The following is a 19,869-nucleotide window of genomic DNA, read 5'->3' on the forward strand; positions in this document are numbered from 1 at the left end:
ATAGAAGGAGGTGCGGTTTATGGACCAAAATAAACGTAAGGTTGAATTTAATATTTTAAAAAATGACCCAGTTGATGGGCATAAAGGATATGGTGTCGGTTCCCTTAGTCTAGAAAATGTTACCCCGCTATTAATCGACGTTGCAGAAGGGGAAGTATGGATTGATCCTCAAGTTATGCACGCTCGAAGTAAAACAGAACGGGGAATTCGCTATTTAAAAAGCTTAGAGGAACTGTATGCTGCGTTTCCGAAAGAAGATACGAAAAAATATTGGGTCATCTGGATAGTTCTTGATCGAAAGCCAGAAGGACCTTATTATTCAGGTGTGGCAGCATGTGAGTTGTATGTTAATCGTCCTGCACGCAGAGGATACAAATCAATGCCAGAGCATGTGAATCACATGGATAAAGCGATGAAGGGACATGTGATTGTGGAAAACATGGATCAAGAATCTAGACAGAAACTGGGCGCTTTCTTAAAGGAATATGATGTGCAAATTTGGAATCGTTCAGAAGAGGAGTTCAAAGGAGCTTTTCTTAAATAGGGTTATCTTATATGTGAACACTTTATGACATGTGGGATAAATTTCGGCCCTTCTTCTTGCCGATTTCCCGAAAAGTGAGTAAACTTACATGTAGTTTGCTCATGGCAAACTAGGACAAAGAAAAGCGGAAGCGCCTGTTCAGCACCGTACAAACTTCCTAGCTTCTGACGAGATAAAGGAAACACGGCGAGGAACGAGCCGATGTTGACTTATCGTAGGAAGAAGCGTAGAAGTTTGCAAGGTGCTAGGCGCTGAAGCTGGACAAAGAAAAGCGGAAGCGCCTGTTCAGCACCGTACAAACTTCTATAATAAGGATGAACGGCTAAAGGCGCGCCGTCCCTGGCGCAACGCCGTTCTGACCAACGTCCTGTTGGCCTGAGATAAAGGAAACACGATGAACCCGGTAGGGTGAATCGATGTTGACTTATCGTAGGAAGAAGCGTAGAAGTTTGCAAGGTGCTAGGCGCTGAAGCTGGACAAAGAAAAGCGAAGACCTTTCGCTTTCTCTAATGTGAAAACTCCCAAGGCCGCACACCTTGGGAGTTTTTATGTTAATCAAACATTTGATTAAATAGGGTTTAGTAAAACTTAGGTTGCACCTTTAGAGACCAAAAAGGTGATCTGTACAAAATTCTTCTGGTTCTGTTCCTTTGACGAAATAGGTAAGTCTAAATACTGGACACATGTTAGTGGCCCACTTTCCATTATGAGGATCCAGCGGAACAGCTTCGACACCAGAAGGCGGTTTGAAAACATGTAATTCTTCAGGTTGACCCTTTATAGATTGCTCCATAAAGCGAATCCAAATGTTTTTCGCATATAATTTATCGGCTGTTAATGTAATTTCATTCCCCTGATCATAGCCAGTCCAGACAACAGCCGCAAGTCCTGGTGTAAAGCCTGCCATCCAGTAATCTGAGTTTGTTGAGCCTGACTTTCCGGCATATACGCGGCTCATCTGGCTGGCGATGGAAGTTCCAGTGACTGTCGCATAACCGTTTAATTTAGGATCAAACATCCCAGTCATCATATGACTCATAACAAACGCTAAGTTAGGATCGAGAATTTGCTCACTGATTTCTTCGGCCTCAAAAATAACCTTTCCCTCTTGATTCTCAACTCTTTTAATAAAAACGGGCTCAAGTTTTTTGCCGCCATTTGCTAACATGCCGTACGCATTAAGAAGTTCCAACACTTTAATTCCAGAACTGCCAAGTGCAAGAGAAGGGACTTGAGTCATTTTCGAGTGAATACCAAAATCTTTAACGGTTTTAACGAGGACATCTTCCCCTAGAAATAGATGTGTTTTCACAGCATAAATATTGTCGGATAAAGCCAAAGCCTGAGCCATTGTAATTTCTTCTTTAGCATATTTATTATTAAAATTCTGTGGAGTATATTGTGATTTCCCATCGTCATAAGTAAAGGTTGTTGGTTCACTTCTAAGTAAAGTCGCCGGTGTAAACCCTCGCTCTAGAGCTGCATAATAAAGAAGTGGTTTAATCGTTGAGCCAGGCTGTCGAACCGCTTGAGTTGCACGATTAAAGGAGCTTTCCATATAATCACGTCCACCAACAAGTGCTGTAACAAATCCAGTTTTCGGATCCATTGCTGCAAATCCTACCTGTATATCTGATTGCTCAGAAATAGATTCACCTACTACCTTTTCAGCGATCTTTTGCTGTTCCAAGTCCATAGTTGTGTACACTTTTAGCCCGCCGAGTTCAACTGCTCTTTCATCTAAACCAACAGTTGTCACCAATTCCTTTTTGACAGCATCAAAAAAATAGGGTGCTATTTCTGGTTTATGGTAAGGATGTTTTCCAATATAAACTAACCTTTCATTGGCGGCAGCCTTTTCTTCTTCTGGACTAATAAATCCACTTCTTTTCATTTCTCGTAAAATAAGTAATTGCCTATTCCTTGCCTTTTCTTCGTTTTTCAAAGGGGAATATATATTAGGGCCTTTCGGTATCCCCATCAACATGGCGCCTTCCGCCAGTGTTAATTCATCTGCATTTTTCCCGAAAAAGAATTGGCTTGCTGCTTCGATGCCGTATGCACCATGCCCGAAATTAATTGTATTTAAGTAACCTTCTAAGATTTGATCCTTATCATAATGAAACTCTAACCTTGCCGCATAGGCAGCCTCGGAAATTTTCCGTTTCCAAGTCTTATCCATTGTTAAGAAAAGATTGCGAGCATATTGTTGGGTAATTGTACTGGCGCCTTGAACTTTACTGCCCGATTTGACATTAGCTAAAACGGCTCCGCCAATTCTTTTGAAATCAAAGCCATGGTGGCTATAAAATGTTCGGTCTTCTATGGCGATCGCAGCATTCACAGCATTTGGAGAAATATCCTGAAGCTCGACCCAATAGCGTTTTTCGCCACTATTACTTTCCCCAAAGACAGTTCCGTCTGCAGCATAATACAAAGTTGATTGAGGTATCGCCAAAGGTGGTGGACCGAGAACTTTAATATAAATAATGAATGATAGTAAGAGAATGGAGAATATCCCAATTGCAATGAAACTGCAATACGTCAACAGGCGAATATTTCGCCATTTCTTTTTTCGCGTTTTGATTTCAGCCTCCATTAGGATCCCCCCAAAGTCTAGCAATCTTTTACTAACCAGTATGATAGTTAAAGCATCTTTTTATTCAACAAGTTGTGAAAAAATATAAGGGATCTGAGAGAGAAAAATGAGTATTCGAATATATAAATGTTTACTACTAAAAATGCCTTTTCGTTTATGAGCGCACTCAGTATGAATAGACTTTCACATAAAAATTTCCTATAATAAAAAGGTTACAACAAAAGTAGAACGTAAAAACGGTATTAGTATGTTCAGTCTGTAGGGACAGATGAAATAAAGAAAAGGGTGGATTCTTTTGTCAGTGGATATGAAAACCCCGGTTAAAATACATCTAACTACAACAGTCAAAATAGATGAAGAAGAAGAAACCTATGAATTAACTGTTTTTGGGCATCATTATAAAAAGGGGAATACCATTTATTTGAAGTATGATGAGGTTCAAAAGGGAGGAACCATTCATACCGTTGTGAAAATGGTAGAAGACGAGGCGACGATACTAAGAAGCGGGTTACTCAAAATGCGCTTAAGTTTCCGTCTATTTGAAGAACGAAATGGTTCCCATGAAAGTGAATTTGGAAATCTTTTCATAACGACTAACACTAAAAAGCTTGTACATCATTATGAAAACGATAAATGTGCAGGCGAATTAAATCTAGCTTACGATTTGGCTATGCAAGGAACGCATGCCGGTATCTATAAAATGGATATTGTTTATAAGGAGATGAACTAATGAACATTGTCGAACAACTTCAATTAAATTTAAAAGATGAAATTAAAGCAGCTGTGATGAAAGCAGGTCTTGCGAGTGAAGACCAATTACCTGATGTAGTATTAGAAACTCCTAAAGATAAACTGCATGGAGATTTCTCAACTAATATGGCTATGCAATTGGCTAGGGTTGCCAAAATGGCGCCGCGTAAAATTGCAGAAGAAATTCAAGCTCATCTCGAACTCTCAAAGGCTTCTATTGAAAAAATAGAGATTGCTGGTCCTGGATTTATAAACTTTTATATGGATAATAGCTATTTAACTGAACTCGTCCCAACTATCTTGAAGCAAGGAAATGATTACGGACGTTCAAACTTTGGTAACGATCAAAAAGTTCAAGTGGAATTTGTTTCAGCGAATCCTACTGGCGACCTGCACTTAGGTCATGCACGCGGGGCAGCTGTAGGTGATTCCTTATGCAATATTTTAGATAAAGCTGGTTATGATGTATCAAGAGAATTTTACATAAATGATGCAGGAAACCAAATCAATAACTTGGCATTATCTGTTGAAGCACGCTATTTTCAAGCATTAGGTCTTGAAAAAGAAATGCCTGAAGATGGCTATCATGGAAAAGACATTATCGGAATCGGCAAGAAGCTTGCTGAAGAACATGGTGATAAATTTGTCCATTATGGAGAAAAAGAGCGGTTTGAATTTTTCCGTCGTTACGGATTAGATTACGAGCTAGCAAAGTTGAAAAAGGACTTGGAAGATTTCCGTGTTCCTTTCGATGTTTGGTACTCTGAAACATCTTTATATGAAAATGGAAAAATAGAACCTGCGTTAAATCAGCTTCGTGAAAAAGGCCATATTTATGAAAAAGATGGGGCAACTTGGTTTAGGTCTACGGATTTTGGCGATGACAAGGACCGCGTTTTAATAAAAAATGATGGCAGTTACACGTATTTAACACCAGATATTGCCTATCATTTAGATAAAATATCCCGTGGCTTTGATAAACTAATCAATATTTGGGGTGCAGATCATCATGGATATATTCCCCGGATGAAAGCAGCGATTGAAGCACTTGGATATGATAGAGAGCGTTTAGAGGTAGAGATTATTCAGCTTGTTCAGCTTTATAAAGATGGCGAAAAAATGAAAATGAGTAAACGAACAGGGAAAGCTGTTACGATGCGAGATTTAGTTGAGGAAGTTGGTTTAGATGCGACTCGCTATTTCTTTGCGATGAGAAGTTCTGATACGCATATGGATTTTGATTTGGATTTAGCTGTATCAGAATCAAATGAAAACCCAGTGTATTATGCTCAATATGCTCATGCCCGAATTTGTAGTATACTTCGATCTGCCGACGAAAAAGGTTTTGCATTTAGTGAAGATACAAATGTCGATTCACTTACTAGTGAAAAGACAGTGGACTTATTAAAACAGTTGGGTGAATTTCCACAGGTCGTTGCAGATGCAGCAGAAAAACGGATACCACATCGCATCACCCATTATATTTATGACCTAGCTTCTACTTTCCATAGTTTTTATAATGCCGAAAAAGTGCTAAATGAAGCTAATAAGAATGAAACTGAAGCAAGACTTGCTCTTGTTAAGGCAGTTCAAACTACGTTGAAAAACGCATTAGCTTTAGTTGGCGTTTCCGCACCGGAGAAAATGTAAAGTAAAAATGAATCTACAGCTCGAATACATTTCGCTTTTCGTGGGAAAGTAGTAAATCCCACAGGATTAGCGTGTATTCGGGCTGTTTTATGTGTGGAAGTCTATTTATCATGGGAATGAGACTTAAAGCAGCCCTTTAATTATCCATCCAACCCATTCTTTCATTCGTACCAAAACCCCAACCTTTTTTAGCCCTTCAAGAGAAAGCTTTTCAGATTGATTCATATCTTCTGCCAAAGTTGCTTCAACTTCTGAAATGAAAGTTTTATCATAAATAAAACAGTTTATTTCATAATTAATCAGCATGCTGCGATAATCAAAATTAGCTGTACCGATGTCGCAAAAGTCATCATCAATCACCAGTACCTTTGCATGATAAAACCCATTTTGAAAATGATAAACAGAACAACCTAGATCAAGGAGTTGGCGTAAATAACGAAACGATGCTTCTTTTACAATTGGGTGGTCAGAGGTCTTTGGAACAAGAACTTTAACATCTACTCCTCTTTCTAATGCTTTTATGAGAGCAAGGAAGATATTTTTAGGCGGTATAAAATAAGGAGTTCCAATAATAATAGTTGTTTGCGCCTTATGAATATGTTCGATCATCACCTCTTCCAAACCAATTCCGACCGTAGGAAATATTTTATGTACCATTCTTCCTTGGTAAGGTAATTCTGTTTCCTCCCGTTTCAGCCGCTCTCCAGTAGCTTTGTTCCAGTCTAACCAAAATTCCTGTTGTAAATCAGCAACTCCTTCACCTTTCAGACGAATATGATAATCACGCCATGGTGTCAGTTTAGGATCTAAATCAATGTATTCCATTCCAATGTTGTAGCCGCCGAGATAGCCGATTTTCCCATCAATAATGGTAACTTTTCGATGATTACGCTGTTGCAGAGAAAAAAAGAAAAAGGGGAAGCGGAGCCGGTGGCAAAAGGAAATCTTGATACCGCTAAGCTGTGCTTGATCAAACCACTTCTTAGGAACCTTTCGACTGCCTATTTGATCCAAAAGTAAATGGATTTGGATACCTTTTTCGGCTTGTTCCTTTAAAATTTCAAAAAACACATTACTAAAATGATCGTTCTGAACTATGTAAAAGATGATTTGGATGGAAGAATGAGCTTTCTTAAGATCCTGAAAATAAGTTCTATATAAATCAGGACCGCTTGTTATGAGTTGTAGATCGCCAAATCTTAATGGATAATCCTGTTTCTTATAGTGTCTTTGATGGGAAAGTCTCCCGAGGAGAAAATCAACATAACCGCCGATTGTGATGAATATTAAAATAAACACAATTCCAAAAAGCCATCTCATATTCATCCCCCCGAAAATTGTACCTCGTTTATTATTCCCCTTTTTGACCAAAAAGATGTCAATATCATAAAAAGCATGTATAATCGGAGATGGCAAATTAAATATATTTAGATTTGGTGTCGGAAATTCATCTTCCGACTTAAAAGGGAAGTTGGTGTAAATCCAACGCGGTCCCGCCACTGTCAATGGGAGCAAGCTGCAATGACCACTGTGCTTTTGCATGGGAAGGTGCAGTAAGCAATGATCATGAGCCAGGAGACCTGCCAATTCTGTTACACCAGAGCCTTGCGAGGATAAGGGGTGAAAGCGGGTAGCTTTGGCATGCCTATTATACCTTTTCACCAACACATCTTTCTCGTATATGAAAGATGTTTTTTGTTTTCACCAAGATAAGGAGGATAAGTAATGAAGAAGATTTATGCATTGTTAACAGCAATTTTATTAGTGTTTGGTGTTCTCGCCGCTTGTGGGAATGATAGTAATCCAAAGCCTGATGAGAATCAAAATATTTCACAAGGATCAAATGAGAGTGGAGAAATTTCAAAAGGCGAAGAAAGTTTTCCAGTTACTATAAAGGATGCCCGTGATTCAGATGTAGAAATTGCGAGTGAGCCAAAGAAAATTATATCGCTCATGCCAAGTAACACAGAGGTTGTTTTTGCACTAGAAAAAGGTGAGACCTTAGTTGGTGCTTCAACGGAATATGATAATTATCCGCAGGAAGCAGACAATATCGAAAAGGTTGCAGCTGGCTTTGAGTTAAATGTAGAGAAGGTGCTCTCGTTAGAGCCAGATTTAGTGCTTGCACATGAATCCAATCTTGGTATGTGGGAAGCAGGTATAAAACAGATTGAAGATAGTGGTATAAAAGTTCTTGTCATAAATGATGCACAAAGTTTTGCAGCAGTTTATGATTCGATCGAAATGATAGGTAAAGCCATCGGAAAATCAGCTGAAGCCGAACAATTAAATCAAGAAATGAAAACAAAAATCGATGAGCTGAAGGAAAAGGCAAAATCGATCACTGATCAAAAAAGTGTATTCATTGAAGTTGGTGTAGATCCGATCTTTACAACGGGAAATAATACGTTTATGAATGAAATGTTGGAAATTATTCATGCACAAAATGTTGCGGAAAATCAAGACGGCTGGGTGCAAATGAATGAAGAGGCAATTGTAGAATTTAATCCGGACGTTATTATTACAACAGTAGGTTTTATCGAGAATGAAGTTGAAGAAATTAAAAAGCGTCCAGCTTGGCAAGATATAACAGCCGTAAAGGAAAACCAAGTTTACTTAGTGAATGAAGATCTAGTGAGTCGTTCCGGCCCGCGGATTATCGAAGGAGTAGAGGAGCTTGCAAAGGCGATTTATCCAGAAGTTTTTGGGGAATAAACGAATTATTCCATATATCATTACTTGTGGATTTCTAGTTCTATCTATCTTTCTTGGGATAGGGATTGGAACGGTCCGTGTTCCATTTGGAGAGATGATTGCCATTTTCGGCAATCATCTTCTTCATCTTCCAACGAATCCTGATCAAATGCTATCTAATATTGTAATGAATATCCGTCTCCCGCGGGTTTTACTTGCAGGATTTGTCGGCGGTTCACTTGCTATGGCAGGAGCAGCCTTTCAAGGATTACTGCGCAATCCGCTTGCAGATCCGTATACACTCGGTGTCTCTTCAGGGGCGTCCGTTGGGGCAGTCATCGTCATCTTTTTTCAAATTAGCTTACCTTTCATCGGGCTATTTACATTACCACTTTTTAGTATTTTAGCTGCTTTTATAACGATCTTCATCGTATTGTTTTTTGCAAGAAGTATTGAGCCGTCCATGAAAGTGGAGACGATTATTTTAACAGGAATTATATTTAGTTCTTTTTTAGGTGCTTTTCTTTCTTTAATGATTGCTTTATCAGGTGAAGAACTGAGACAGATTATTGGTTGGCTGCTCGGGAGTGTCTCGATGCGAGGCTGGAGTTACGTTTGGATCATCTTACCCTTTTTCCTCATCGCTTCCTTTTTGTTAATGCTAAATGCTGGAGAATTAAATGCAATGTCATTCGGGGAAGAGCGAGCGAAACATCTAGGTGTTAATGTTGAACGGCGGAAATTACTAGTTTTGATCTCGGGTTCATTATTAACAGGTGCGGCGGTTGCTGTATCTGGAACAATTGGTTTTGTAGGATTAGTAATCCCTCATCTGACACGGCTGCTATGGGGCCCTGATCATAAGCATCTTTTACCATTATCGTTACTTTCAGGTGCTGGCTTTTTGATTTTAGCTGATTTAATTGCTCGAGTTATTATTCAACCAGCTGAATTGCCAATTGGTGTTATTACTGCTCTAATTGGAGCCCCTGTGTTTGCTGTGATTTTAATGAGAAGACGTTTTGAAGGAAGAGGATAAAAATGCTAATTGTAAAAAATGTAACTGGAGGCTATCCAGGACATAAAATTTTGGAGAATGTATCGTTTTCCGTTGCAAGTGGTGAGCTATTCGGGATTCTTGGTCCGAATGGAAGTGGTAAAACAACATTATTAAAAATAATTAGCGGTCTGCTAAAAGCTGAACAAGGTGAGGTTTTGATCAATAATCAACCTCTCGAAAACTTTACTTCAAAAGAATTGGCAAGAAATATCGCTGTTTTACCACAAGTTTCCTCTGAAGTCTTTGCATACACAGTAAAAGAGACCGTTTCACTTGGCAGATATGCTCACCAACGCGGCTTGCTTTCGTCTCGTAGCCAAAAAGATGAGCAGGCGATTCGAGAAGCGATGCAAGTTACTGGAATTGAAAAATTTCAAAATAAACTTTTACATGAGCTTTCAGGCGGTGAACGCCAACGGGTTTTTCTAGCTCAGGCACTTGCTCAAGAACCGAAAATTTTATTATTGGATGAACCAACCAACCATCTTGATCTTTCTTTTCAAAAGGAATTGCTTGACCAGTTAATGGTGTGGGCGAGGCAACAAGGTCTTGCAATTGTATCAATCTTTCATGATTTAAATATTGCAAGTCTTTATTGTGATCGACTGCTGCTATTACATCATGGAACGGTAAGTGCGTTGGGAAGTGTAGATGAAGTACTAAAGGAAAAGCGAATTCAAGATGTTTATGAAACGATGATTGAAAAACAGCCGCATCCTAAAGTGCCAAAGCCGCAAATGGTTCTATTGCCATCAATAGTTGAAAAAGTCGATGAACAGCCGATGACCATTAGCGAAAAATATATAGAAGTCACAGAAAATAACGCCGTTCTAAAATCTCCCATTCCTTTAAAAGTGATGGCTACCACAGAGCTTTGGAGTGGAATTGGCTGGAAGCGTACATTTATTCAGTCCTTCAATCCTGTCGAAAGGGATTCTCTCCCTGAAGAAACAATCCTCCTAGGAACAGGTAATAGTGGACCAATCCGATACGGTACATATGAACAGATTTTTATACTATTAGTTGCAGGAATGGAAATGAATAGTTGTAATATTATCATTTTTGTAAATGGAATATTATCTGATGAAGGTTTTATTCGCGGGATCATGGCTGTTAGTGAAGCGCAAATATTAACAACGGGCCGTTCGAATAAGGGAGCAGTTATCATTGCTTCAACCCAATCTGGATCGCCATTAGCAATTGATAAAATGGAAACCTTAATCCATAGGGGACTTAAGGAGCAAATTGGTCAAATTTGATTCGACAAAATTCGGGGCGTGCCAGGCACATGCTATTTAAATCTTTTAACTTTTTCCGATAAAGAAAACATAGTAAGTAATTTATTCGGAGAGAGGTGCGCGATCATGCGCTTATTCAAATTTTTTTCATCATCTATTAGAGTTAAATTGATCTTTATTTCATTCCTGCTTTTATCAATCCCACTCATCACATTAGGAACACTAGCTTATCAAAAAAGTAGTTCCAGTCTTGGTGATTTAGGCAAAACGAATTTGAAGAATAGTGTAGAATCAACGATTAATTCGATTGCGATGTTAGATAGAGAAGTAAAAGCAGGGAGTCTATCGTTAGAAGAAGCACAAGAGCAAGTGAAGATGGCTATGTTAGGCGAAAAGGACGCAGATGGAAAACGACCAATCAATCCATACGTTGATTTAGGAGAATATGGTTATATGTTTGTGCTTGATGATCAAGGGAATTTATTAGCACACCCAATGATGGAAGGGAAAAACACTTGGGATAGCGTTGACCCTAATGGCGTGAACTCGACCCAAGAAACGATCAAAACGGGCGCAAATGGCGGCGGGTTTACTTATTTTTCTTGGCCAATGCCGAATGATGAAAACCAAATAGAAGAAAAAGTCTCATTTTCCAGGAAGGATCCGTTTTGGGGCTGGACGATTGTTGCAAGTGCCTATATGTTGGACTTTAATCAACCCGCGAATGATGTTTTATACTTAGTTATCTTTGTAACGGGACTCTCCCTTTTATTAGGCGCCGTAATCATTTGGTTGTTTGCTAGTGGAATCGCCAAGCCGATTAATCATGTGTCAGAGCATATGAACGAGCTTGCGAACGGAAATTTAGCTCAGGAACCATTGAATATAAAATCAAGTGATGAAGTGGGGGAACTGGCAAGGGCATTAAATCAAATGCAAAGTAATCTTCGGGAAATGATTTTTAATGTTTCGAATGCGACGGAAACGATCACAAGTCAAAGTGAGGAATTTACCCAATCAGCCAGTGAAGTAAAAGAAGGCGGAGAGCAAATTGCGATTACGATGCAAGAACTGGCATCAGGCGCGGAATCGCAAGCAAATAGTGCAACTTCCCTTACAGAAATAATGGAAGACTTTACTACGAAAATAACGGATGCTGATCGGAACGGGAAAGAGATTGAAAAAACGTCTAGTACTGTCGTAACGCTGACGAATGATGGAAAAGTCCTTATGGAACAATCGGTATCACAAATGGAAAATATTCATGAGAAAGTTAAAGATGCGGTTCAAAATGTAAAAGGGCTGAACAATGAAACCCAGGAAATTTCTAAACTAGTTCGAGTTATTCAAGAGATCGCCGAGCAGACGAACCTATTATCATTAAACGCAGCTATTGAAGCGGCAAGAGCAGGTGAACATGGAAAAGGTTTTGCTGTTGTCGCGGCAGAAGTGAGAAAATTAGCTGAGCAAGTTTCGGTTTCTGTTGGAGAAATTACAACAATTGTAGGAAATATATTAAATGGATCAGAACTTGCTGTTCTTTCGCTAGAATCTAGTTTTAAAGAAGTGGAAAGTGGTACGAACCAAATCAAGATCACAGGTCAAACCTTTGAAACAATTAATTCCTCTGTTGACCAAATGGTAGAGAGGATTCAAAATATCTCGATCAATCTTAAAGAATTAACTCAAAGTAGTGGAGAGATGTACAAGCAAGTGGAAGAAGTTGCAGCTGTTGCAGAAGAATCAGCAGCTGGAATTGAACAGGCCGCAGCTTCAGCCCAACAATCAAGCAGTTCAATGGTAGAAATCTCAAATAGTGCCGATGAACTAGCAACGCTTGCTGAAAAATTAAACGCTCAAGTTAATAAATTCAGCCTGTAGTTCGACCTCTTTTAAAAATTTTCTGTAGATTCTTATCTAATTCTGTCAGTTTTTGTTGAAATATGTTAGAAAATTACCTATGATAAAAGTATTGGTAAATTTTTCATAGGGAATAGGTTGAATGTACTAACAATGACTACTAGAGAAAATCAGCAGACGGAGTGGGGAAAATGCTAAAAAAAATAAGATTTAAGAACTTAAAAATAGGCTGGAAATTTGGGGTATCTTTAGTTTTAATTTTTATATTATTTGGCATCTCAACAACGATTGTATTTGATTCTTTAAGAACGATCGATGAGAAAATGACTGTACTGAATAATCGGGGAGATCGATCCATTATGCTTACTGAGATGGGATCGCTCATTAGTGAAAAAGGGATTAGAATCTCCAATTATGCGAAAAACGGAAGTCAAGCGACTATTGACGAGTACAATGCTCAAAATGAAAATTTTAATCGTCTCGCTACAGAAATTGAGCAAAGTATGAACACCCAGTCACAGAAGGAAATGTACACACAAATTGTGAATAGTAATGATCTATTAAATTCTCTTTTCCTAGACAATCTTGTCCCTGCCGTTGAAAAAGGGGATGAAAATATTGTTAATCTCTTTTTATCTCAATCCAACAATTATCGTACTGAAATCGTTGACTATTTAGAAAAACTTCGTACTCAAGTAAACGATGAGCGTACATTGGCTATTGAAGAAGCTGGGGAAAGCCAGAAAAGTGCTGTATTAGTTTTGCTTATATCAACGGTTTTATCGATTTTAATAGGTGGAGTATTAGTTTTTATTATTAGTAGAGTGATTTCGCGCAGTTTAAATAAAGTAGTCGCGATGAGTAACCAAATTGCTGATGGAGATTTAACGGTTAATGCCCTTGATTATAATGGGAACGATGAAATTGGTCGACTTGCAATAGCGATGAATAAAATGAGTGCCAATCTTCGCAATGTCATTCAGCAAGTGGCTGACGTTTCTGGAACGGTTAGTATTCATAGTGAAGAATTAATGCAATCCACGAATGAAGTAAGAGATGGTGGAGAACAGATTGCTTCAACGATGCAGGAGCTTTCTTCTGGTGCCGAATCACAGGCAAGTAGTGCAACAGCATTAAATGAGATGATGGAAGATTTCAATCAAAAAATTGATGAAGCAAATAAACATGGTGTTGATGTCGGAAATAGTTCAGAAGCGATCTTAACGATGACAGAAGAAGGACAAGTCTTAATGAATCAATCCGTTTCGCAAATGGACAGCATCCATGAACGAGTTGCAGTCGCGGTCCAAAATGTAAAAGGTTTAAATGAAGAAACGAAGAAAATTTCTAAACTTGTTCAAGTTATTCAAGAAATCGCTGAACAAACAAACCTGCTCTCTTTAAACGCAGCAATAGAAGCTGCACGGGCAGGAGAGCATGGGAAAGGTTTTGCCGTTGTAGCGACAGAAGTTCGAAAACTTTCGGAACAAGTTTCTAATTCAGTCGGTGAAATCACAAACATTGTAAAAGCAATAGCAGGGAATTCTAATGATGTCGTTTATTCATTAGAAGCTAGCTTTAAAGAAGTAGAAAATGGCACAAATCAAATACAAGTAACTGGCAAGACCTTCGGTAAAATTAATGAATCTGTAACAGATATGGCGGCTAAAATCCAAGGTATTTCTGTGAACCTGCATGACATTGCTAAAAATAGTATCGAGATGTCCAAATCTGTCGAAGAAATAGCAGCAGTTGCCGAGCAATCAGCAGCAGGAGTTGAACAGGCAGCAGCATCAACAGAGCAATCAAGTGCTACGATGGAAGAAATTGCTGGAAGCGCAGAAGAATTAGCTAATCTTGCTGAAAAGCTTAATGGTCAAGTGAATAATTTTAGATTTTGATGTAAGACTTTCACTATATGAAGCAACCATACTCATTTTGAGTATGGTTGCTTTTTTAATTGGCTTAAAAGCTATCTCCGACATAATCAACAATCATGATTTACGATAAGTCGCATATTGTTTTTATAAGATCTCTATTGACTGAATGACCATTCATTTTATATGATAAGTAATAACATTCAGAATAATTAGTTTGATAAAAGTAAAAGTTAGCCAAACTTGGTGCAAGTGAAGAGTCTATATAATGGGGAGGAGAATTATTGGTCATGGATATACTATTTTGGATGAATTGGGTTGCATTCCTCGCTATAACCGCATATGCCATTTTTCTCTTTGTTTATGTTGTGAAAACGAGAATCGCCTTTATCAAGCTGGGGAAAAAGCAAGAGTTTGATAGCAATGTAAAAATGCGACTTCAAAAAATTTGGGAGAATGTGTTCGGACAGAAAAGACTATTGAAAGATAAGAAAAGTGGAATTATTCATATTATGTTCTTTTACGGATTTATCCTTGTTCAATTTGGTGCGATTGATTTTATTTGGAAAGGGCTTGTGCCAGGCTCCCATGTGCCACTTGGACCATTGTATCCGGGATTTAAATTTTTTCAGGAGATCGTGACGATCACGATTCTTGTTGCTGTTCTTTGGGCATTTTACCGGCGCTATATCGAAAAATTAGCCCGCTTAAAACGCGGATTTTATGCTGGACTTGTTTTACTCTTTATCGGTGGATTGATGCTTTCTGTTCTACTCGGAAACGGGATGGCGATTGTTTGGCATGCAGACTCCCTCTCATGGGCGGAACCAGTCGCCTCGGCAATTGCCGTTGGATTCAGTTGGCTCCATCCAACGGCAGCAGCAGTACTCTTTTATATAGCTTGGTGGCTGCACTTACTGCTCTTGCTTGCCTTCCTTGTGTACGTACCACAATCGAAGCACGCTCACCTTATCGCTGGCCCTGCAAACGTCTATTTAAATCCACCAGATGGCGGGAAAAAACTGTTACCTATTAACTTTGAAGATGAGACACAGGAAAGCTTCGGAGTAGGGAAAATTAACGATTTTACAGACTTACAGCTTTTAGATCTTTATGCTTGTGTGGAATGTGGCCGTTGTACAAATATGTGTCCAGCGTCAGGTACGGGAAAAATGCTTTCTCCGATGCACATTATGACGAAACTCCGTGATCATCTTACGAATTATGGTGCAGCTGTTACGAGCAAACAACCTTGGGTTCCAACCTATGCCTTTTCCGGAACGGTTGGGAACCAATTGGCGAAGGCAGCTTCAGAAAAAGGTACAATCGAAGCTGCTGCAACAGTAGAATATGCACCTAATATGATTGGAGATATTATAACCGAGGAAGAGTTATGGGCTTGTACTACATGTCGTAACTGTGAAGATCAATGCCCTGTTATGAATAAACATGTCAGTCATATTATGGATATGCGCCGTTATCTAGTCTTGACTGAAGGAAAAATGAACCCTGATGCCCAGCGTGCGCTGCAAAATATTGAACGTCAAGGGAATCCATGGGGGCTTAATCGAAAAGAGAAAGAAGACTGGCGTCATACACGTAACGATGTTCAAGTTCCGACAGTGAAAGAATTAAAAAAGGCTGGCGAAAGCTTTGAATACCTACTCTGGGTTGGTTCCATGGGAGCATTTGATAATCGTAGTCAAAAAATTGCTCTATCCTTTGCAAAGCTACTCAATCAAGCGAATGTGAGTTTTGCTATTCTTGGGAATAAAGAAAAGAATTCTGGTGATACACCACGTCGACTTGGGAATGAGTTTTTATTCCAAGAACTAGCTACTGCTAATATTGCAGAGTTTGAGAAACATAATGTAAAAAAAATCGTAACGATTGACCCGCATGCATATAATATTTTTAAAAGTGAATATCCCGATTTTGGACTGCACGCAGAAGTTTACCATCATTCAGAATTATTGTATGAACTTTTAAAAGAAGGACGATTACAACCAAAATATGCCGTTGAAGAAAAAATAACGTTCCATGATTCATGTTATCTAGGACGATATAATGATGTGTATGATCCACCCCGAGAAATTTTAAAAGCAATTCCTGGAGTAAAGCTGGTGGAAATGGAGCGAAACCGCGAGAATGGAATGTGCTGTGGTGCTGGCGGTGGATTAATGTGGATGGAAGAGGATACAGGTGAAAGGATAAATGTTGCAAGGACAGAGCAAGCGTTAGCTGTTGAGCCGTCTGTTATTAGTTCAGGATGTCCATACTGTTTAACAATGATTTCAGATGGCACTAAGGCAAAAGAAGTGGAAGACATAATTAGCACATACGATATTGCGGAACTTCTTGAGAAATCTGTAATCGGGGAGCCGCAAAAGGCCGAAGTTTTATAATATTTCATAAAAAAATAGATAGGGGGGCCCCTGTCTATTTTTTAACATTTATTAAGGAGCTTTTTCGCAGCGGAAAGTTTCTAGCGGAATAGTATGTTTCTTTTTTGCTCTCTTACGCTGTTCGGTTTAAAATGAAGGAAATCCCTTACTGACAGGATGTGGATGAATGAAAATTGCACTAGTGATTATATTGAGTTTTTTCCTCTTAGTGATCAGCTACTTTTTATATCAAAAATCACTTGGAGCTATTCCATTTTTGCTTGCATCCATTGTTTTATTTTATTTGGTCTATTATATTTATACTAAAAATTCACGTGAGGAAGAAGATGAGCAACAGCCAGAAAAGGAAGAACCTAATAAATTCAAATAATTATTGGAAAAAGAGTGGCATAAATGAAATAGATTTGTTTATAATGGGAAGTATGGATTTTTTAGCATAGGGTAAATAGACGCCAAAGTGAAGATATAAGCATTCGGAAACAGCTATTAGAAGCACGGCTAAAAATATTGGCGACCAATACCTTCTAAATATATAGAATGAAAAGGAGCGATTTTTCAACATGCTGCAGCTGTCTAAAGAAGAATTAAAAGAAATGTCCTTAATTGAAATCGCATTTCAAATGTTTGAAGAAAAAAGAGAAACAATTTCATTTCAAAGATTACTTGATGAAATGGCAGCCGCCCTTGAACTATCTCCTGATGAAATGCAATCGAGAATGGTACAGTTTTACACGGATTTAAATGTCGATGGTCGATTCATTTCACTTGGAGAAAATCGCTGGGGACTAAGGGATTGGTATCCGATGGATCAAATTGATGATGAAGTCATTGTCCCAACTAAACCGAAGAAGAAAAAGAAAAAATCACAGCAAGATGATGATGAGTTCATTGAAGATATTGAGGACGAGGATTTTGATCTTGATGAAGATGAAGACTTTGGTGATGATGAAGAAGAAGAGGAAGATGAAAGTCTAGAAGTCCTGCGCGAAGAAGAATTTGAGGATGACGAAGATTTTGAAGAAGACGCCATTCTTGAAGAAGATGAAGAATTTGACGCAGAAGACGAAGAGGACGAAGAATTCGAGGAAGACGAGGAAGAATAAGGCACTTGACTTCATAAAATCGAATAGGTACAATTCTATTTGGGCTCCTTGAAAAAGGACGAAAAATAACCGAGCACGCTCCCCTACAATTGTAGCGGGAGCGTTTTTTATTTTAGCTAAGATTAACTAACTGTAAGACCCCTACTGATTGAAGTTCACTTTATGCGGGACAATGACGTTTGTCGAATCGCCCACGTTATAAAGTAAAAATGGAGTCTTTTTTTTATTGGAAGAAAAAGACTACCAAGTGCAATTATAAAAGGAGGAAAAAACGTGTCTAAATTTATTTTTGTAACCGGCGGAGTAGTTTCTTCACTAGGGAAAGGAATCACAGCAGCATCCCTCGGCCGACTCCTCAAAAATCGCGGCCTCAGTGTAACCATTCAAAAATTCGACCCTTATCTTAATGTTGACCCTGGAACAATGAGCCCCTATCAGCATGGAGAAGTATTTGTGACTGATGATGGAGCTGAAACAGACCTAGACCTTGGCCATTATGAGCGTTTTATTGATATTAATCTTAATAAATTTAGTAATGTGACGACAGGGAAAGTATACTCAGAGGTTATTAAAAAAGAACGCCGTGGTGATTACCTTGGTGGAACTGTTCAAGTCATTCCTCATATTACGAATGAAATTAAAGAGCGTATTTACCGGGCAGCAGAAAAGACGAAAGCAGATGTAGTTATTACAGAAATTGGGGGAACGGTTGGCGATATCGAGTCTCTGCCTTTTCTAGAAGCCATTCGTCAAATGAAGTATGATGTTGGCCTAAACAATGTTATGTATATTCATTGTACGCTTATTCCTTATTTACAAGCTGCTGGGGAAATGAAAACAAAGCCAACGCAGCATAGCGTGAAAGAACTTCATAGTTTAGGGATTCAACCAAATGTTCTAGTCGTCCGCACAGAACACCCGATTTCTGAAGAAATGAAAGATAAGTTAGCATTATTTTGTGATATTGATAAAGGTTCAGTCATTGAGGCGCGGGATGCCAGCACTTTGTACTCCATTCCACTCTCTTTGCAGGAACAAAAGCTAGATGAAATTGTTTGTAATCACCTTAAATTAATTTGTAATGAAGCAGATATGACCGAATGGAAGCAACTAGTAGAAAAAGTTTCAGGACTGATTAAAACAACGAAAATCGCCCTCGTTGGAAAATATGTAGAGCTTCAAGATGCTTATATTTCTGTAGTCGAAGCCTTGAAACATGCAGGCTATGCATTCGATTCTGATATTGATATTAAATGGTTAAATGCTGAAGATCTTTCTTCTGAAAATGTCGCAGAATTACTAAGCGATGTAGATGGTATTTTAGTTCCAGGCGGATTTGGTGATCGCGGAGTAGATGGGAAATTAGCAGCCATTCAATATGCCCGCGAAAAGAAAGTCCCATTTCTTGGGATCTGCTTAGGAATGCAGCTATCATCCATTGAATATGCACGTAATGTCTTAGGGTTGGAATCAGCTCATTCATCAGAACTTGTTCCTGAGACAGAATACCCTATTATTGATTTATTGCCTGATCAAGGAGATGTAGAAGACTTAGGCGGAACATTACGTCTTGGCCTTTATCCATGTAAAATTGAACAAGGTACAAAAGCGTATGAAGCCTATGACCAAGATTTGATAGAGGAACGCCATCGCCATCGTTATGAATTCAATAATTTATATCGGGAGCAAATGGAAGCACACGGATTTATCTTTTCTGGTACAAGCCCAGATGGCCGCTTAGTAGAAATTGTGGAATTAAAGGATCATCCTTGGTTTGTCGCAAGCCAATTCCATCCAGAATTCAAATCACGTCCAACTAAGCCACACCCATTGTTTTACCGTTTTATTGAAGCATCTTTTAAAAATTAAAGAAATAGAGAAGGGGGCTGTCCAAAAAGTGGAAGATCACTTCCCTTTTTGGCTGCCTCTTTTAGTTGTTTTAAACGAGGGTGTTGATTTCCGCAGAAGGCACTCGCTTTCCGCGGGCATGGCTTGAGCCTCCTCAGTCGCTGTGCGACTTGCGGGGTCTCAAGGCTCATGTTATTCCCGCAGGAGTCTCGCACCTTCTGCTCCGATCAACGTGCTTAAA

Annotated in this window: 14 protein-coding genes and 1 riboswitch; of the genes, 12 read left to right on the plus strand and 2 right to left on the minus strand. The window is 38.9% G+C overall.

All coding sequences use genetic code 11. The annotated features are described in order from the left end of the window. Window positions 1–19 precede the first annotated feature (19 nt). Entirely contained in the window at window positions 20–544 is a 525-nt protein-coding gene (locus BN1243_RS15830) for a YwhD family protein (RefSeq protein WP_062108395.1), read from the plus strand. Between the two features lie 601 nt (window positions 545–1,145). On the opposite strand, the gene BN1243_RS15835 is transcribed toward BN1243_RS15830, so the two are convergent. Next, window positions 1,146–3,143, minus strand: coding sequence for a transglycosylase domain-containing protein (locus tag BN1243_RS15835; RefSeq protein ID WP_069201793.1), 1,998 nt, complete (start codon window positions 3,141–3,143; stop codon window positions 1,146–1,148). A gap of 307 nt (window positions 3,144–3,450) precedes the next feature. Between BN1243_RS15835 and BN1243_RS15840 the strand changes: the two genes are divergently transcribed. Both BN1243_RS15840 and argS read left to right on the plus strand, forming a co-directional pair. Next, window positions 3,451–3,873: a YwiB family protein gene (locus BN1243_RS15840; RefSeq protein WP_069201879.1), complete on the plus strand. Its 423-nt coding sequence runs from the start codon at window positions 3,451–3,453 to the stop codon at window positions 3,871–3,873. Beyond that, complete coding sequence (gene argS, locus BN1243_RS15845; protein WP_062108399.1) at window positions 3,873–5,543, plus strand: arginine--tRNA ligase; 1,671 nt, start codon at window positions 3,873–3,875, stop codon at window positions 5,541–5,543. The genes BN1243_RS15840 and argS overlap by 1 nt, the downstream gene beginning before the upstream one ends. Before the next feature lie 123 nt (window positions 5,544–5,666). On the opposite strand, the gene cls is transcribed toward argS, so the two are convergent. Then, the gene (gene cls, locus BN1243_RS15850; RefSeq protein WP_062110683.1) at window positions 5,667–6,863 is read right to left on the minus strand and encodes a cardiolipin synthase; all 1,197 of its coding nucleotides are present in this window, start codon (window positions 6,861–6,863) and stop codon (window positions 5,667–5,669) included. A 97-nt stretch (window positions 6,864–6,960) separates the two neighbouring features. Then, window positions 6,961–7,145: riboswitch (cobalamin riboswitch) on the plus strand. Between the two features lie 123 nt (window positions 7,146–7,268). Here cls and BN1243_RS15855 point away from each other — a divergent pair. The 9 genes from BN1243_RS15855 to BN1243_RS15895 all read left to right on the plus strand — a co-directional run bounded on the left by BN1243_RS15855 (window position 7,269) and on the right by BN1243_RS15895 (window position 19,649). Further along, entirely contained in the window at window positions 7,269–8,258 is a 990-nt protein-coding gene (locus BN1243_RS15855) for an ABC transporter substrate-binding protein (RefSeq protein ID WP_062108401.1), read from the plus strand. Then, a complete protein-coding gene (locus BN1243_RS15860) occupies window positions 8,221–9,276 on the plus strand; it encodes a FecCD family ABC transporter permease (protein ID WP_062108402.1) in 1,056 nt (351 codons plus the stop codon). The genes BN1243_RS15855 and BN1243_RS15860 overlap by 38 nt, the downstream gene beginning before the upstream one ends. A gap of 2 nt (window positions 9,277–9,278) precedes the next feature. Then, window positions 9,279–10,556: an ABC transporter ATP-binding protein gene (locus tag BN1243_RS15865; protein WP_062108404.1), complete on the plus strand. Its 1,278-nt coding sequence runs from the start codon at window positions 9,279–9,281 to the stop codon at window positions 10,554–10,556. A 105-nt stretch (window positions 10,557–10,661) separates the two neighbouring features. Next, the gene (locus BN1243_RS15870; protein ID WP_062108406.1) at window positions 10,662–12,416 is read left to right on the plus strand and encodes a methyl-accepting chemotaxis protein; all 1,755 of its coding nucleotides are present in this window, start codon (window positions 10,662–10,664) and stop codon (window positions 12,414–12,416) included. A gap of 506 nt (window positions 12,417–12,922) precedes the next feature. Next, complete coding sequence (locus BN1243_RS15875) at window positions 12,923–14,296, plus strand: methyl-accepting chemotaxis protein (protein WP_407638893.1); 1,374 nt, start codon at window positions 12,923–12,925, stop codon at window positions 14,294–14,296. A 266-nt stretch (window positions 14,297–14,562) separates the two neighbouring features. Beyond that, complete coding sequence (locus BN1243_RS15880) at window positions 14,563–16,677, plus strand: 4Fe-4S dicluster domain-containing protein (RefSeq protein ID WP_062110685.1); 2,115 nt, start codon at window positions 14,563–14,565, stop codon at window positions 16,675–16,677. Between the two features lie 166 nt (window positions 16,678–16,843). After that, the gene (locus BN1243_RS15885; protein WP_062108410.1) at window positions 16,844–17,047 is read left to right on the plus strand and encodes a hypothetical protein; all 204 of its coding nucleotides are present in this window, start codon (window positions 16,844–16,846) and stop codon (window positions 17,045–17,047) included. A 190-nt stretch (window positions 17,048–17,237) separates the two neighbouring features. Next, entirely contained in the window at window positions 17,238–17,780 is a 543-nt protein-coding gene (gene rpoE / locus BN1243_RS15890) for a DNA-directed RNA polymerase subunit delta (RefSeq protein ID WP_062108417.1), read from the plus strand. Between the two features lie 273 nt (window positions 17,781–18,053). Beyond that, window positions 18,054–19,649 (plus strand): CTP synthase, encoded by a 1,596-nt coding sequence (locus tag BN1243_RS15895; RefSeq protein ID WP_062108419.1) that lies wholly within the window; start codon window positions 18,054–18,056, stop codon window positions 19,647–19,649. The last annotated feature ends 220 nt before the right edge of the window (window positions 19,650–19,869 follow it).

Source organism: Bacillus niameyensis (genome assembly GCF_001375535.1).
Classification (GTDB): Bacteria; Bacillota; Bacilli; order Bacillales; family Bacillaceae_C; genus Lederbergia; species Lederbergia niameyensis.